The sequence below is a fragment of the Variovorax sp. CF313 genome (assembly GCF_000282635.1).
GTDB lineage: Bacteria > Pseudomonadota > Gammaproteobacteria > Burkholderiales > Burkholderiaceae_C > Variovorax.
Map to the genome: position 1 here is coordinate 120,343 of NZ_AKIW01000053.1, position 13,720 is coordinate 134,062.

The 13,720-nt window shown below is 68.0% G+C and carries 19 protein-coding genes; 7 read left to right on the plus strand and 12 right to left on the minus strand.

Annotated elements, in window-relative coordinates; all coding sequences use genetic code 11:
• Window positions 1–54 precede the first annotated feature (54 nt).
• Window positions 55–708: a glutathione S-transferase gene (locus PMI12_RS14940; RefSeq protein ID WP_007833878.1), complete on the plus strand. Its 654-nt coding sequence runs from the start codon at window positions 55–57 to the stop codon at window positions 706–708.
• 48 nt (window positions 709–756) lie between these two features.
• Here the strand turns inward: PMI12_RS14940 and PMI12_RS14945 are convergent, their stop codons facing one another.
• From PMI12_RS14945 to PMI12_RS14955, 3 genes are all read right to left on the minus strand, one after another.
• Window positions 757–1,554: an enoyl-CoA hydratase/isomerase family protein gene (locus tag PMI12_RS14945; protein ID WP_007833879.1), complete on the minus strand. Its 798-nt coding sequence runs from the start codon at window positions 1,552–1,554 to the stop codon at window positions 757–759.
• A 22-nt stretch (window positions 1,555–1,576) separates the two neighbouring features.
• Entirely contained in the window at window positions 1,577–1,999 is a 423-nt protein-coding gene (locus PMI12_RS14950; protein WP_007833884.1) for a hypothetical protein, read from the minus strand.
• Window positions 2,000–2,063: 64 nt separating this feature from the next.
• Complete coding sequence (locus PMI12_RS14955; RefSeq protein WP_007833887.1) at window positions 2,064–2,336, minus strand: DUF2164 domain-containing protein; 273 nt, start codon at window positions 2,334–2,336, stop codon at window positions 2,064–2,066.
• A gap of 105 nt (window positions 2,337–2,441) precedes the next feature.
• On the opposite strand from PMI12_RS14955, the gene PMI12_RS14960 reads away from it, so the two are divergent.
• Both PMI12_RS14960 and PMI12_RS14965 read left to right on the plus strand, forming a co-directional pair.
• The gene (locus tag PMI12_RS14960) at window positions 2,442–3,641 is read left to right on the plus strand and encodes a lactonase family protein (RefSeq protein ID WP_007833889.1); all 1,200 of its coding nucleotides are present in this window, start codon (window positions 2,442–2,444) and stop codon (window positions 3,639–3,641) included.
• 30 nt (window positions 3,642–3,671) lie between these two features.
• Window positions 3,672–3,884 carry a hypothetical protein gene (locus PMI12_RS14965; RefSeq protein WP_007833897.1) on the plus strand — a complete coding sequence of 71 codons (213 nt, stop codon included), beginning with the start codon at window positions 3,672–3,674 and terminating at the stop codon, window positions 3,882–3,884.
• A gap of 16 nt (window positions 3,885–3,900) precedes the next feature.
• Here PMI12_RS14965 and PMI12_RS14970 read toward each other — a convergent pair whose 3' ends face one another.
• The 3 genes from PMI12_RS14970 to PMI12_RS14980 form a co-directional block, all read right to left on the minus strand.
• Entirely contained in the window at window positions 3,901–4,809 is a 909-nt protein-coding gene (locus PMI12_RS14970; RefSeq protein ID WP_007833898.1) for a DUF808 domain-containing protein, read from the minus strand.
• A 118-nt stretch (window positions 4,810–4,927) separates the two neighbouring features.
• Window positions 4,928–5,620, minus strand: a complete 693-nt coding sequence (locus PMI12_RS14975) for a PepSY-associated TM helix domain-containing protein (protein ID WP_007833900.1) — start codon at window positions 5,618–5,620, stop codon at window positions 4,928–4,930.
• Between the two features lies 1 nt (window position 5,621).
• The gene (locus PMI12_RS14980; RefSeq protein ID WP_042673438.1) at window positions 5,622–6,140 is read right to left on the minus strand and encodes a GNAT family N-acetyltransferase; all 519 of its coding nucleotides are present in this window, start codon (window positions 6,138–6,140) and stop codon (window positions 5,622–5,624) included.
• Between the two features lie 87 nt (window positions 6,141–6,227).
• Between PMI12_RS14980 and PMI12_RS29220 the strand changes: the two genes are divergently transcribed.
• From PMI12_RS29220 to PMI12_RS14990, 3 genes are read left to right on the plus strand one after another with little or no spacing between them, the layout of a single operon-like run.
• Complete coding sequence (locus PMI12_RS29220) at window positions 6,228–6,377, plus strand: hypothetical protein (RefSeq protein WP_007833921.1); 150 nt, start codon at window positions 6,228–6,230, stop codon at window positions 6,375–6,377.
• Window positions 6,374–6,664, plus strand: coding sequence for a VF530 family DNA-binding protein (locus tag PMI12_RS14985; RefSeq protein ID WP_007833923.1), 291 nt, complete (start codon window positions 6,374–6,376; stop codon window positions 6,662–6,664). The genes PMI12_RS29220 and PMI12_RS14985 overlap by 4 nt, the downstream gene beginning before the upstream one ends.
• Window positions 6,661–6,948 (plus strand): 2Fe-2S iron-sulfur cluster-binding protein, encoded by a 288-nt coding sequence (locus PMI12_RS14990; protein WP_007833930.1) that lies wholly within the window; start codon window positions 6,661–6,663, stop codon window positions 6,946–6,948. The genes PMI12_RS14985 and PMI12_RS14990 overlap by 4 nt, the downstream gene beginning before the upstream one ends.
• On the opposite strand, the gene PMI12_RS14995 is transcribed toward PMI12_RS14990, so the two are convergent.
• Entirely contained in the window at window positions 6,945–8,258 is a 1,314-nt protein-coding gene (locus tag PMI12_RS14995; protein WP_007833932.1) for an MFS transporter, read from the minus strand. The two genes, PMI12_RS14990 and PMI12_RS14995, sit on opposite strands and share 4 nt — an antisense overlap.
• 87 nt (window positions 8,259–8,345) lie before the next feature.
• On the opposite strand from PMI12_RS14995, the gene PMI12_RS15000 reads away from it, so the two are divergent.
• Window positions 8,346–9,002: an RluA family pseudouridine synthase gene (locus PMI12_RS15000; RefSeq protein WP_007833934.1), complete on the plus strand. Its 657-nt coding sequence runs from the start codon at window positions 8,346–8,348 to the stop codon at window positions 9,000–9,002.
• A gap of 4 nt (window positions 9,003–9,006) precedes the next feature.
• On the opposite strand, the gene PMI12_RS15005 is transcribed toward PMI12_RS15000, so the two are convergent.
• From PMI12_RS15005 to egtB, 5 genes are all read right to left on the minus strand, one after another.
• Window positions 9,007–9,447, minus strand: a complete 441-nt coding sequence (locus tag PMI12_RS15005; protein WP_007833935.1) for a universal stress protein — start codon at window positions 9,445–9,447, stop codon at window positions 9,007–9,009.
• A 117-nt stretch (window positions 9,448–9,564) separates the two neighbouring features.
• Window positions 9,565–10,323, minus strand: coding sequence for a 2OG-Fe dioxygenase family protein (locus tag PMI12_RS15010; RefSeq protein ID WP_007833936.1), 759 nt, complete (start codon window positions 10,321–10,323; stop codon window positions 9,565–9,567).
• Window positions 10,320–10,604 carry a DUF427 domain-containing protein gene (locus PMI12_RS15015; protein ID WP_007833937.1) on the minus strand — a complete coding sequence of 95 codons (285 nt, stop codon included), beginning with the start codon at window positions 10,602–10,604 and terminating at the stop codon, window positions 10,320–10,322. Before PMI12_RS15015 ends, PMI12_RS15010 begins: the two co-directional genes overlap by 4 nt.
• 701 nt (window positions 10,605–11,305) lie before the next feature.
• A complete protein-coding gene (egtD, locus tag PMI12_RS15020) occupies window positions 11,306–12,202 on the minus strand; it encodes an L-histidine N(alpha)-methyltransferase (protein WP_007833938.1) in 897 nt (298 codons plus the stop codon).
• A gap of 113 nt (window positions 12,203–12,315) precedes the next feature.
• Window positions 12,316–13,569, minus strand: coding sequence for an ergothioneine biosynthesis protein EgtB (gene egtB / locus PMI12_RS15025; protein ID WP_007833939.1), 1,254 nt, complete (start codon window positions 13,567–13,569; stop codon window positions 12,316–12,318).
• Between the last annotated feature and the right edge of the window lie 151 nt (window positions 13,570–13,720).

The window sequence follows — 13,720 nt, forward strand, 5'->3', positions numbered from 1 at the left end:
GCACGCGACCGGGCACGGTCACCGAAAATCGGCCGCTTCGCCTGTACGCCGCGCATGCCCAACGCTCTCCCCGTCCTCTATTCGTTCCGCCGCTGCCCCTACGCGATGCGCGCCCGCCTGGCGCTGGTCGCGAGCGGCCAGCCTTGCGAGCTGCGCGAAGTGGTGCTGAAGAACAAGCCCGCCGAGATGCTGCAGGCCTCGCCCAAGGGCACGGTGCCCGTACTGCTCACCGAAGACGGTACGGTGCTGGAACAAAGCCTCGATGTGATGCTGTGGGCCCTGCGCCGCAATGATCCGCGGCGCTGGTTGCAGCCCGGCACCGGCACGCTGCAGGACATGCTCGCGCTGGTCGGCGCCTGCGACGACGACTTCAAGCCCCAGCTCGACCGCTACAAATATCCCGACCGGCATGCGGATGGTGGGAAGCCCGCCCGCGAGCGCGGCGCCCAGTTCCTGCGCGGCCTCGAAGCCAGGCTGTCGGCCACGCCGCATCTGGCCGGCGCCCACGCCACGCTGGCCGACGCCGCCGTCATGCCCTTCGTGCGCCAGTTCGCGATGGTCGACGCCGCATGGTTCGATGCCCAGCCCTGGCCCCGCCTGCAGGCATGGCTGTCGGACTGGACCGTCTCGGACCTGTTCGAGCGCGCCATGCACAAGTACGCGCCCTGGAAGGCGGGCGAGGCGGGTGTCGACTTTCCTCCAGGCTGAGGACCGCGCACCGTGCCTGGAGTTCGGCACGCTGCCTGATGGAAGCAGTCAGCCGAAGTCCGGCGCGCGCCGTTCGCGCAGTGAGGCCACGCCCTCGCGCACGTCGGCGCCCGCGAAGCCCATGAATTCGAGCGCCAGCGAGGCATCGAAGGTCGGCCCGGCCTGGCGCAGCCAGTTGTTCAGCGCGTACTTGGTCAGGCGGATCGCGCTCTGGCTGCCGGCCGCGAGCCGGTCGGCCACCTCGTAGGCGCGCGGCAGCAGGTCGGACTCCTCCACCGCGAGCGACACGAGGCCGATGCGCTCGGCCTCCTCGCCGCTCACCGGCTCGCACAGCAGCAGGTGGTACTTGGCCTTGGCCATGCCGCACAGCAGCGGCCAGACGATGGCCGCATGGTCACCCGCCGCCACGCCCAGGCGCGTGTGGCCGTCGACGATCTTCGCGTTCTTCGCGGCGATGGAAATGTCGGCCAGCAGCCCCGCCACCAGCCCCGCGCCCACGGCCGGGCCGTGCATGGCGCTGACGATGGGCTTGTCGCAATTGATGATGTTGTAGACGAGGTCGCGCGCCTCGCGCCACACGCGCTGGCGCACCGCGTCGTCGGTGGTCATGTCCTGCACCATCGCGAGGTCGCCGCCGCCCGAGAAGCCCTGGCCTTCGCCCCGCAGCACCGCGCAGCGCACGCTGTCGTCGGCCGATGCGTCGCGCCAGATTTCGGCCAGCTCGCGGTGGCCGTCATGGCCCGCCGTGGGCAGCTTGCCGTTGGCGGCCCGCATCTGGATGTCGAGCACCGCGCCATTCGCACCTCGGCGCGTGATGGCGAGGGTCTGGTAGCGGGCGTAGTCCATGGCGGGTGCCTCTTTCTTTCGTCTACTTTTTCGCGGCCGCTTCGCGGCAGCGCTGCACATTGGCATCGAAGCGCGAGGCCAGCCCCGGTTCGCACTCGTCGGAAGGCGTGAGCCTGCACATGCCGACGACCACGTAGTCCATCACCGCCGACGTGCACATCGGGTAGGCCGCGAGATCGGGATTGGCCTTGACCTTGAAGCCCCAGCGTTCCGAAAACTGCACCGTGCGGATCATCGCGCCATGGAAGAAGCTGCGGTCCCTCGCGGCGATGGCGGCTTCCATGCGGGGCAGCTCCTCGTTCAGGTACCCGACCGAATCCATCGGAAAGCCAGACGGCTCCTGCTGCGCGGTGGCGAGGGACGCAGCCAGCACGAGGGGCAAGGCGGCAAGGGCGCGCAGAGCGGAGGTGAGCGCGGAACGTGGGAAAGTGCGGTGGAGATGCATGGCTTCGAATTCTGCAATGTTTTGAAGCACTTCTGAATGCACGGCGATGCGCGGGCGCGACGCCCTACCTTCCCTTCTTCTGCTTGTCGTACTTGCGCCAATACTGGAATTCGTCCTCGTGCACTTCGAGGTCGACCTCCGAGATGCGCGATTGCAGGCGCTCCTGCACATCCGCCACGGCCTTGTTGTAGACAAGCGGGCCGACCTCTTCGAGGAAGAAGCCGAGCAGCGCGCCGGCCGCGATGTTGCCGATCGGCTCCTCCATGTTCTCGCGGAAGTAGCGCTCGATGGAGGTGATGGCCTGCTGGCGCGCTTCCTTCGGTATCTCGATGGTCATGTGGGCCCCGGGGAGTGAATCGATCGATTGTGCCGGGCGCGGGCCTGGCGGCGAAGCCGCGCCGTTCGCTACCATGCGCGCACAACAACACCGGAGACAGACAGCATGAAGTTCCGCCCCGCCGCACTCGCGGCCCCCGCCCTGGCCGCCGCCCTTGCAGTGCTTGCCGGCTGCGCGAACATGACGCCCACCGTGCCGCAGCGCCAGCTGATGCTGGTCGCCAACGACGAGAAGCAGTCGTGGAACGACGCCGGTGTCGTGGCCCTCGGCCCGATGGGGCGCGACACGGTGCAGGTGCTCGACATCGGCACCGACCCGTTGGCGCCCAAGGTGCTCGGCACGCTGCAGCTGGACAACACCATCGCCGGGCCGCCGACCAACCTCGCGATCACGCCCGGCGAAACGCTGGCGCTGGTCGCCAACTCGCTCAACGTGATCGAGGAGAACGGCGCGCGCAGGCAGGTACCCGACAACCGCCTCTTCGTGATCGACCTGACCACCACGCCGCCCAGGCTGCTCGACACGCTGCAGGTCGGCAAGCAGCCCTCGGGCCTGTCGATCAACCGCGCGGGCAACCTCGCGCTGGTGGCTAACCGCGCCGACAACTCGGTGAGCGTGCTGCGCATCGCGGGCAAGAAGGTGACGCTGATCGACACCGTGGCCATGGGCGATTCGGTGGCGCACGTGCGCTTCACGCCCGATGGCAAGCGCGCGCTGGCTGCCAAGTTTCCGAGCCACAAGATCGCGCTGCTCGACGTGAACGGCGAGAAGGTCAGCTACAACAAGGTCGACCTCGCCGCCGGCCTGTGGCCCTACAACGTCGACGTGACGCCCGACGGCAAGCTCGCGCTCACGGCCGACAACGGCAACTCGGGCGCCTCCGACGGCCAGGTCGACACGGTGAGCGTGATCGACCTCGAAGCCGCGCCGCCACGCGTGGCCGACAAGGTGGTGGTGGGCGACGGCCCCGAAGGCCTCGCCGTGAGCCCGACCGGCAGGCATGCGGTGGCGGTGATCCTGCGCGGCAGCAATGCGTCGAAGAGCGCTTACTTCTACAACCGCAACGGCTCGGTGGTCCTGCTGAAGATCGACGGCAAGAAGGTCACGCGCGCCAATGAGGTGGAGGTGCGCGGCCTGCCCGAGGGCGCGGTGTGGAGCGCCGACGGCAAGTACCTCTACGTGGGCAACTTCATCGACCAGGACATCACGATCCTGCGGCTCGATGGCGACACGCTGGTCCCGACGGGCAAGTCGTTTCCGCTGCAGGGCCATCCGGCCGCGATGCGCGGGACAATGACGCACTGATCGATCCACACTCCCCCGCACGAAAAAGCCATGGCGCAACCCAAACGACAACTCCGCACGCTCGAGCGCGGCATCCTCTGCCTCGTGATCGGCGTCGCCGTTCTGCTGGGGCCGCGCTTCCTGCAGGGCACGCGCTGGTTCGAGATGGTGGCAGGGGCCTATCTGGTCGGCTGGTTCGCGGTGGTGCTGGGCGTGGCGTTGATCGCGGTCGAGCTGGTGAAGCGCGGCAAGCCGCGCCAGTAGCCAACAACCTGGCCTCTCAGGCCTTCTTGCCGCGCAGCTTGCCGACCAGTTCCACCACGGCCAGCACGATGGCGCCGGCCACGAGGCCCACGCCGGCGTTCACGCCCATCGAGCCCAGCGTGCCGAACACGCCGCCCGTGGCCGTGGCCCAGCCCTCGACCGCATGGCCCAGCGCCGGCAAGCCATGCACCAGGATGCCGCCGCCCACGAGGAACATCGCGGCCGTGCCGGCCACCGACAGCGCCTTCATGAGCCAGGGTGCCGCAGCCAGGATGCCACGGCCCAGGGCGCGCGATGCGGCGCTGGCGCGCTGGCTCAGGTAGAGGCCCGCGTCGTCGAGCTTCACGATGCCGGCCACGAGGCCATAGACGCCGATGGTCATGATCAGCGCAATGCCGACCAGCACGGTCAACTGCGTCGTGAAAGGCTGGCCCTGCACGGTGCCCAGCGTGATGGCGATGATCTCGGCCGAGAGAATGAAGTCGGTGCGCACCGCGCCCTTGATCTTGTCCTTCTCCATCGCGACCACGTCGACCGAGGCGTCGGCAACGGCCTTCTCGTGGCGCTGGGTGTCGGCTTCGTGCTCCTTCTTGTGCAGAAACTTGTGCGCGAGCTTCTCGGTACCTTCGAAGCACAGGAACGCACCGCCCACCATCAGCAGCGGCGTTACCAGCCACGGCAGCCAGGTGCCGATGGCGAGCGCCGCGGGCACGAGGATGGCCTTGTTGACGAACGAGCCCTTGCACACGGCCCAGACCACCGGAATCTCGCGCTCGGCCTTGACGCCGGACACCTGCTGCGCATTGAGCGCAAGGTCGTCGCCCAGCACGCCGGCCGTTTTCTTGGCGGCGACCTTGGTGAGGATCGACACGTCGTCGAGAACGGTCGCGATGTCGTCGAGAAGCAGGAGCAGGCTGGTGGCCATGGGGCAAGATCAGGGCTGAAAAAGAAGCGGCGAGCTTATCCGCAGCCGCCACCCGCCCCCTGCAATAACCGTACGCGGGCGCCCTGAACGGGAGCCGGCATGCGAGCTTGCCGGCGAATCAGAGAGCGCCGAGCGCAATGGCCAGCATCGCGGCCAGCGACACGCCGAACAGCGCCAGGCCCACGCGGCGGCGGCGGTGCGTAAGCATCCACAGCGCCACACCCGAGATCGACAGGAAGATCAGGCTGCCGGCCAGCGTGTCGACCAGCAGGATCCACGGCAGCGGCATGCTGCCGCCCTTGTGCATGTTGGTAAGCGTGGCAACGAAACCATTGTGCGTAGTGGCGACGCCGACCGAGCGGTTGCCCTGCCAGTACTCGGCCTGCACGATCTCGTTGGGGCCGCCGAAGTTGAACACCCAGTGGGCCGGCTGCATGAGCGCCGGGGCGCTCTTATCGCCCGTGTCACTCTTGTCGGCCCAGGCGACGGGCTTGGCCGGTTCGATGCGCGAGGTGCTGGGCGGGCCGCTCATGCGCAGCGCCCCCTGCAGCCACAGGCTCATCGCCTCGGGCGTTGCCGGCACCGGATCGGGCAGCGCCAGCTGGGCGCGCGTGCGCTCCTGGGCCTGCGGCAGCTTCAGCACGTTGCGGTGGTTGAGCCAGATGCCGCTGAAACCGAACAGCAGCCCCAGCACCGCGCCCCACAGGCCGAACCAGCCATGGGTGCGGCGAATCCATTGCACGGCGGCGGTGCGGCGCTGGTGCGATCGCACGCGCGCGACGTGGCCGAGGGTGCTGCCGCCGGCGTCCATGTCAGGAAACGTCGCGCTTGAGGCGGATTTCCTCGACGCGCACCGTGCCCAGGGCGGTGGTCTTGGCGGTCTTCATCTCGCGCTTGAAGCCGGCGAGTTCGTGGAAGCGCATGGCGCGATCGTTGCGGATCGGCACCCAGATGGTGACCGTCGTGCAGCCCTCTTCTTCCAGGCCTTCGCGCGCGGCGTCCCAGAGGGCCACGCCCACGCCCTTGCCCCAATGCTCGGGCTTGACGTAGATCGCCCAGATCTCGCCGGTGGTGGGCGGCGTCTTGGGGTCACGCGAGCGGTCGAAGCCGACGAAGCCGACGATCTGGCCGTCGAGCGTGGCCACGTGCACCTGGGGTTCGCTGAATTCGATGGCTTCGCGCCACTTGGCTTCGCGCGAGGCCGGGGCCAGCATGCGCAGCTCTTCTTCGGGGAGGATGCCTTCGTAGGCGGCCTTGGCGGACAGGGCGTGGACCTCGGCAACGGCCTTGGCGTCGCGCATGGTGGCGGGGCGAACTTCGTAATCTGACATGAATGCGGGAAATCGGATGGAACCGCGTATTGTCGCCGCACCGCTAAACTGCCTGCTGTATCCGTCGCAACAACAGGAGAATTCGACATGGCCAAGGGTCAGCAACGCAGCACCAAGGAAGCGAAGAAACCGAAGAAGGACACTTCGCCACCCAAGCCTGTGGGCACCGGCGGCATCGAGCCCGTGCGCACGATCACCACCGCCGTGATCCCCCGCGGCAAACTCAAGAACAAGTGACCGGTCAAGCGCCAGCCCCCGCGGCCAAAAAGGCCCAGCCACGCAACCCGTTGCACGGGCTGACGCTGGAAGCCATCGTCACGGCGCTGGTCGACTACTACGGATGGGAGCACCTGAGCGAACTCGTACCCATCCGTTGCTTCACGCTCGACCCGAGCGTGAGTTCCAGCCTCAAGTTCCTGCGCAAGACGCCGTGGGCGCGCGAGAAGGTCGAGAGCCTGTACCTCTTCATGCTGCGCGAGCAACGCCGCGAGCAGCAGCAACAGGAACCGCCGCCGCAACCATGAAGGTCCGACTCGAGCCCTCGGGCCTCGACTTCGAGACCGACACCGCCACCACGCTCCTGAAGGCCGCCGAAGAAGCCGGCATCGAACTGCCGAGCTCGTGCCGCAACGGCACCTGCCGCACCTGCATCTGCCGGCGGCTGTCCGGCGAAACCCGCCACACCATCGAATGGCCCGGCCTGAGCGCCGAGGAAAAGGCCGAGGGCTGGATCCTGCCTTGCGTGGCACAGGCGCTGGGCGACCTGACGCTCGACGTGCCCGGCGCTCGCGCCCTGTTCGCGGATTAGGCCGGGGGAGGCCTGGCGGAAGGCGCCGCCACCACCAGCCGGTCCCGCTGCGCCAGCGACGGGAACAGCTTGAACCACGTCAGCGCGACCAGCATCGTCCCGACGCCGCCCACCACCACCGAGCCGACCGGTCCGAGCAGCGCCGCCGTGGCGCCCGATTCGAACTCGCCGAGCTGGTTGCTCGCGCCGATGAAGATCGAGTTGACCGCGCTCACCCGCCCGCGCATGGCGTCGGGCGTCTCGAGCTGCACCAGCGTCTGGCGGATCACCACGTTGACCATGTCGGCGCCGCCCGAGACCGCCAGCGCGATCAGCGAGACGACGAAGCTCTTCGAAATGCCGAACACCACCATGCACACCCCGAAGAGCCCCACGGCCAGCAGCAGCGTGCGCCCCACGTTGCGCTCGACCGGCCGGCGCGTGAGCGCGATGGACATCACCAGCGCGCCCGCCGCCGGCGCGCTGCGCAGCAGGCCGAGCCCCCAGGGCCCCGTGTGCAGGATGTCCTTGGCGTAGATCGGCAGCAGCGCCACCGCACCGCCCAGCAGCACCGCGAACAGGTCGAGCGAGACTGCGCCGAGCACGGGCTTGCGCTTCCAGATGAAATCGACGCCCGCGAACACGGTGGCCAGCGTGACCGGTTCGCGCGCGGCCGGCGTGTAGGCATAGCGCAGCCGCAGAACCAGCGCGCAGGCGACCGCAAAGAACGCCACGCTGGCGCCGTAGACCACCGCCATGCCCGCCACGAACAGCAGGCCGCCGAGGGCCGGCCCGCCGATGATCGCGCCCTGCATGCCGGCCGAGCTGAAGGCCATCGCGCGCGACAGCATGGCGGGCGGTACCAGCAGCGGCGTCAGCGCCTGCTGTGCCGGCATCTGGAAGGCGCGCACCGCGCCCAGCACCAGCGACAGCCCCAGCAGCAGGCCGCGCGTGTCGTGCTTCTCCAGCACCGCCAGCAGCAGCGCCAGCGCCACCAGTCCCTGCACCGCGAAGCAGGCCGCCACGATGCGCCCGCGATGGTGGCGGTCGACGACATGGCCGGCCAGCAGCGCCAGCAGCAGCGCGGGAACGAACTGGTAGAGGCCCACGAGGCCCAGGTCCCAGGCGCTGCCGGTGAGCTCGTACATATGCCAGCCGATGGCCACCAGCAGCATCTGCGAGGCGGCGGTGCCGAACAGCCGCGCCGTCCACATCTGCATGAACGGACGCTCGCGCGTCAGGTCGGAAAAGCCGGGAGAAGAAACCGCGGCGCCCGAGGGAATGGCTGCGGCGTCGGTGGAAGAAGCGGAAACAGGGGCGGGGCCGGACATTCGTTCGAGGATAGCCGAGGCTTCATGAGCGCGGCATGAGAGGGCCAAAACGGGCCTGCAACGGGCTCTCTACACTCGGCGGCATCCATGACCGCGCCGCCGCTCCTGCACCCCCTCCACGAAGACCCCTACCTGCTGGTGTTCGACAAGCCCGCCGGCCTGCTCTGCGTGCCCGGCCGCGGCGAGGACAAGCAGGATTGCCTGAGCGCGCGCGCAATGCGGCAGTGGCCCGACGCGCTGATCGTGCATCGCCTCGACATGGGCACGAGCGGGCTGGTGGTGATGGCACGCGGCATCCCCATGCAGCGCGCGCTGAGCGCGGCCTTTGCCGAGCGGCGGGTGCACAAGCGCTATGAAGCCGTCGTCGACGGCGCGATGCCGGTGCGGGAAGACTGGTCGCTGATCGACGCGCCGCTGATGGCCGACTGGCCGCGCCGGCCACTGCAGAAGATCGATCCTGCGGGCAAGCCCAGCGTCACGCGGTGGAAGGCGGTGTCACTGCTACCCGGCGAGCCCGCCGCGACCCACGTGCTGCTGGAGCCGCTGACGGGCCGCTCGCATCAGCTGCGCGTGCACCTGCTCTCGATCGGCCATCCGATCCTCGGTGATGCGCTGTACGGCGATGCAGCCCTGCAAGCGCGTGCGCCGCGCCTGTTGCTGCACGCGAGCGAGTTGGGATTCGTGCACCCGGTGACGCAGCAAGACCTTTGCTTCAATCGGCCGCCCGATTTCATCGTCTCCTGAGCGATCAGCCGCCCTTGACGACCAGCACGGGCATGTTGGCGTCCTGCAGCACGCGCTGCGTCACGCTGCCCAGCAGCAGTTTCTCGATGCCGCTGCGGCCGTGCGAGCCCATCACGATCAGGTCGGCCGCGATGGCGATGGCCGTATCGACGATGCCTTCGTGCACCACGTGGCCGTCGATCACGCGCTGGTCGCTGTGAAGGCCTTCGGCCGCGAGCGCCGCCACGCCGCGCGCGAGCGCCGCATTGGCACTGGCCGTGGCTGCGGCGAGGTATTCGTTCTGGCCGAGCGCGTAGTCCGCGCCCACACCGATGAAGGGATAGTTGTCGATCACGTGAATCAACGTGATGCGGCTACCGAAAGCCAGCGCGAGGCCGCTGGCCTTGCTGACGGCGAGCATGGAAGTTTCGGAGCCGTCGATCGGAACCAGGATGTGATTGAACATGGCGGGACCTCGCTTTCGTCGCAGACAGACACGACTCACCGTCGAGCCGGACCCCGAATTTAACCCCGATGCCGGAGGGAACCTGTAGGACTCAAGGCAGCGACGGGAAACGGGGCGTCAATCCCCCTGGAAACCCTTGGCCCGGCAAGTGATCACGAGCGTGTCGCGCCAGCCTTCGCCGCCCTCCTCGAGCGGCTGGATCGGCGTCGATTCATGGATCACACGCGCATCGTCGAGCAGCAGCAGGGTCCACGGTTCGGTCATGGTGAAGCGCTCGCCGCGGCGGCCATTGGCCTCGAACACGCGCGTCTCGCCGCCCTTGATGCCGTGCCTGCCGACGAGTGCCACGGCCACGAGATCGACCCCATCGCGGTGCGCACCTTCGGGCGTCGGCCGGCCGATGCCGCCGGCGGTGTCGATGCGGAACTGGTGCGCTTCCACGTACCAGCGCTGCCGTGTCGTGCCACGCATGTCGCTGCAGGCCTTGCCGAGCTGCCGCAGCAGCCGCTGCCACACGGGTTGTGCCACGGTGGCATCGAGCATCGGCGCAAACCAGCGCTGCATGCCGCCGTGCAGCGCGTTGTATTCGACCGGCTGCCAGTGCGCGCGGTGCGGCACCTGCGTGAGCGTGGCGTGGTCGTCGGCTTCGATGGTGAAACAGGCGTGGCGCCGAGTGCGGTAGCGGCCACCGTCCTTCAGGTAGTCGTCGGGCGGGAGGCCGTTCCAGTCGGCGTGCAGTGCATCGAGCTGCGCGATCGGTGCGCCAAGCCATTCGCCCACACCCTGCGGGCTGAGTACCGCATAGCCTTGCTCGCGCAGTGCGGCGGGCAGCTCGGCCGGGGCGATGAACGGCGGAGTGAAGGCGGCCGTGGTCACTGCGCGCTGACCTTCACGTCCTTCCAGAACGCGACGCGGTCGCGGATCTCTTCGGCTTCGGGCTTGGGGTCGGCGTAGTACCAGGCGGCGTCGGTGTGGAGCTCGCCGTTGACCAGCAGCGAGTAGTAGCTGGCCGAGCCCTTCCAGGCGCAGGTGGTCTTGTGGTTACTGAAGGTGACGTAGTCGCGGTTGAGTGCGCTCATCGGGAAATAGTGATTGCCTTCGACGATCACGGTGTCGTCGCTTTCGGCGATGGTGACGCCGTTCCAGGTTGCTTTCATGGTCTTGGCTCCAGGGGGAGGGTTGCGGGGCGCTGGCCGTTGCGCTGCCGCACGGGGCCGGGGTATTGTGCCGTTTGCTTGGCACAGTCGCTTTCTTCGTTGCTGTATGTGCCCTGTTGGGGTGTTTGTTTTTCGGGGCCGGGTCTCGGCCCGGCGGCCGACCTACTTTTCTTTGCTTCGCCAAAGAAAAGTAGGCAAAAGAAAGGCGACCCTACTGTCTGCGTCCCTCCGCTTCGCTACGGGCAACCTGCGGTGCTCGACGTAGGCGGGGGTCCGCAGAACTCGCTTCGCTCAAACAGCTGCGGCCCTGATCCCGCCTACGCCTGCGCTCCTCGGCGCAGCCAGAAGGGCTTGGAAACCGGGCGCGCCATCGCTGCGCTCGGCTCCGGAACAGCCAATACCAACCACCGCAGGCGCGCAGCGCTTGCGGTGGCTTGGTGGCCGAGCGAAGCAAAGGCCCGAGAGGTTTCTCCTCCCCTCTGGCTGCGCCGAGGAGCGGAGTGTTTCGCGGATCAGGGCTCGCCCTTGTCTGAGCGAAGCGAGTTTGGGCGAGACCCCGCGAAACGCGAGCACCGCAGGTTGCCCGTAGCGAAGCGGAGGGTCGCAGACAGTGGGGTCGCCTTTTCTTTGCTTACTTTCTTTTGGCGAAGCAAAAGAAAGTGAGTCGCCCGCCGGGGCGAGACCCGGCCCCGGAAGCAAACCTAGGCAACCAGCCAGTGAACGCTAAAAAGCTTCTCCGGATCCGTCCAGACAGCCCCAGGTCGAAACCCGGCCCGAACAGCCAAGGCACGAAGCCCTTCAACAGTGAACTTGTGCGAGTACTCCGTATGAATGGTCTCGCCCTCCTCGAACCCGAACGTCTCCCCATTCAGCGAAACGCTCTGAGCCGACCGGCTCACAAGATGCATCTCGATCCTCTGCCGAGGCGCGTTGTAGAACGCCGCATGCGCAAACCCGTCAAGATCGAAGTCCGCATCGAGTTCGGCATTGGCGCGCCGCAGGAGATTCAGATTGAAGTCCGCAGTCACCCCTTGCGCATCGTTGTAAGCCGCATGCAGCCGCCCCGGATCCTTGACCAGGTCCACGCCAATCAAGAGCCCTCCGCCACGCAACATCCGGGCAGCCAGTTGCAGGAAGGCCAGCGCCTCTTCAGGCTCGAAATTCCCGATCGTCGACCCCGGGAAAAAACCGACGCGCCGCCCGGCACCCGCCACGGGCGCGGGCAGCACCAAGGGCATCGTGTAGTCAGCGGCAATGGGCTGCACCACCAGCTCCGGATAGTCGGCCTTCAGCCGCTGCGCAGCAGCCTCCAGATGCTCGCCGGAAATATCGATGGGCAGATAGCGCTTGGGCGAGTCGAGCGCATCGAGCAGCAGCCGCACCTTCGTCAACGACCCCGCACCGAACTCCACGATCTCCGCATTCGGCCCGATCTGCCCGGCGATCTCCCCCGCGCACTCGCCAAGAATGCGCAGCTCGGTGCGGGTCGGGTAGTACTCGGGCAGTTCGCAGATCCGGTCGAACAGCCGCGAACCCGCCGCGTCGTAAAAAAACTTCGGCGAAATGCGGCGTGGCGACCGCGCGAGCCCGGCCTGCATCTCGCGTCCGAACTCGGACAACGGCGCGGCGGCTGCGGGCGCAGACGAAGCGCGCGGCTTCGCGGCAGGCACGAACGACAGCGACGAGGAAGAGGAAGTTGGATTGCGCATGATCAAAGGTCTTTCGCGAGCCGCAGCCCCGAGAACTGCCAGCGCGCCGCCGGCGGAAAGAAGTTGCGGTAGCTGGGCCGCGTGTGCCCCGCCGGCGTGGCCACGCTGCCACCGCGCAACGCCAGTTGCCCCACCATGAACTTGCCGTTGTATTCGGCAGCGATGCCGGGCATCGGCCGGAAGCCGGGGTACGGGTCGTACGAGGAACGCGTCCACTGCCAGACATGGCCGGCCATCTGCGCGATGCCGGGCGCATCGAACGCGGCCTCCCATTCGAATTCGGTCGGCAGCCGCGCGCCGGCCCATTCGGCATACGCGGCGGCTTCATAGAAACTGAGCTGCGAGACGGGTGCATCGGCCTCCATCGGCCGCACACCATGCAGGCCGAACACATGCCAGCCCGCAGCACCCTGCGGCTGCGAACCGAAGCCCAGCCGCGGATCGTCGGACGCGAGCCAGTACGCCGGATGCCGCCACCCGTTCGCCTGCACGGCGGCCCAGCCGTCGGACAGCCAGAGCTCGGGCCGCTGGTAGCCGCCATCCGCGATGAACTGCGCGTAGTCGCCGCAGTTCACCAGCCGGTCGGCAATCGCATAGGGCTGCAGCAGGGCCTTGTGGCGCGGCGTCTCGTTGTCGAATGAAAAGCCCTGCCCCGCATGCCCCACCTCGGCCACGCCACCGGGCTGCGCGAGCCAGCGCGCAGCCGGCGGTACCGCGGCCAGCCGCAGCGCAGGCCCGCCGGCCGGCTTGTAGGCCGGCAGCAGCGGATTGCATGACAGCGCGTGCAGGATGTCGGTGAGCAGCAGTTCCTGGTGCTGCTGCTCGTGGTTCAGCCCGAGCGTGACGATGGGCTCGACGGTGGCCCAGTCGAGCCCGCCCTCTTCCAGCAGCGCGACCACCGCCTCGTCCACGTGCCGGCGATAGGCATGCACCTCGTCCACCGACGGCCGCGTCAGCAGGCCCCGCTGCGGGCGCGGGTGGCGCGGTCCCAGCGCCTCGTAGTACGAGTTGAAGAGATAGTGAAAGCGCACATCGAAAGGCTGGTAGCCCGCAGCATGCGGCTGCAGCAGCACGGTCTCGAAGAACCACGTGGTATGCGCGAGATGCCACTTGGTCGGACTCGCGTCGGGCATGGACTGGATGCACTGGTCTTCGGCGGAAAGCGGGGCGGCAAGCGCCAGGCTCGCTGCACGCACCTCGCGAAACCTGTCGCGCAGTGCGCTCGCCGCCTGTGTGATCGGCCGGGAAAGCGTCATGGAATCTCCAGTCGGGTCAGCCGCAAGTTGTAGCCCATCCGGGCCGCGGCGGCGCGTAGGACAAAACGCCGCCGGCCCGCCGCGAGCACCTCGGCAAAAAGGGCAGCCACTGTGGCACAAGATGGAAGCACGTGCAGGGCGGCTGCGTATC

Coding starts and splice junctions, on each gene's coding strand:
- PMI12_RS14940 (WP_007833878.1), top strand. CDS start 55: ATGCCCAACGCTCTCCCCGTCCTCTATTCGTTCCGCCGCTGCCCCTAC.
- PMI12_RS14945 (WP_007833879.1), bottom strand. CDS start 1,554: ATGGACTACGCCCGCTACCAGACCCTCGCCATCACGCGCCGAGGTGCG.
- PMI12_RS14950 (WP_007833884.1), bottom strand. CDS start 1,999: ATGCATCTCCACCGCACTTTCCCACGTTCCGCGCTCACCTCCGCTCTG.
- PMI12_RS14955 (WP_007833887.1), bottom strand. CDS start 2,336: ATGACCATCGAGATACCGAAGGAAGCGCGCCAGCAGGCCATCACCTCC.
- PMI12_RS14960 (WP_007833889.1), top strand. CDS start 2,442: ATGAAGTTCCGCCCCGCCGCACTCGCGGCCCCCGCCCTGGCCGCCGCC.
- PMI12_RS14965 (WP_007833897.1), top strand. CDS start 3,672: ATGGCGCAACCCAAACGACAACTCCGCACGCTCGAGCGCGGCATCCTC.
- PMI12_RS14970 (WP_007833898.1), bottom strand. CDS start 4,809: ATGGCCACCAGCCTGCTCCTGCTTCTCGACGACATCGCGACCGTTCTC.
- PMI12_RS14975 (WP_007833900.1), bottom strand. CDS start 5,620: ATGGACGCCGGCGGCAGCACCCTCGGCCACGTCGCGCGCGTGCGATCG.
- PMI12_RS14980 (WP_042673438.1), bottom strand. CDS start 6,140: ATGTCAGATTACGAAGTTCGCCCCGCCACCATGCGCGACGCCAAGGCC.
- PMI12_RS29220 (WP_007833921.1), top strand. CDS start 6,228: ATGGCCAAGGGTCAGCAACGCAGCACCAAGGAAGCGAAGAAACCGAAG.
- PMI12_RS14990 (WP_007833930.1), top strand. CDS start 6,661: ATGAAGGTCCGACTCGAGCCCTCGGGCCTCGACTTCGAGACCGACACC.
- PMI12_RS14995 (WP_007833932.1), bottom strand. CDS start 8,258: ATGTCCGGCCCCGCCCCTGTTTCCGCTTCTTCCACCGACGCCGCAGCC.
- PMI12_RS15000 (WP_007833934.1), top strand. CDS start 8,346: ATGACCGCGCCGCCGCTCCTGCACCCCCTCCACGAAGACCCCTACCTG.
- PMI12_RS15005 (WP_007833935.1), bottom strand. CDS start 9,447: ATGTTCAATCACATCCTGGTTCCGATCGACGGCTCCGAAACTTCCATG.
- PMI12_RS15015 (WP_007833937.1), bottom strand. CDS start 10,604: ATGAAAGCAACCTGGAACGGCGTCACCATCGCCGAAAGCGACGACACC.
- egtD (WP_007833938.1), bottom strand. CDS start 12,202: ATGCAGGCCGGGCTCGCGCGGTCGCCACGCCGCATTTCGCCGAAGTTT.
- egtB (WP_007833939.1), bottom strand. CDS start 13,569: ATGACGCTTTCCCGGCCGATCACACAGGCGGCGAGCGCACTGCGCGAC.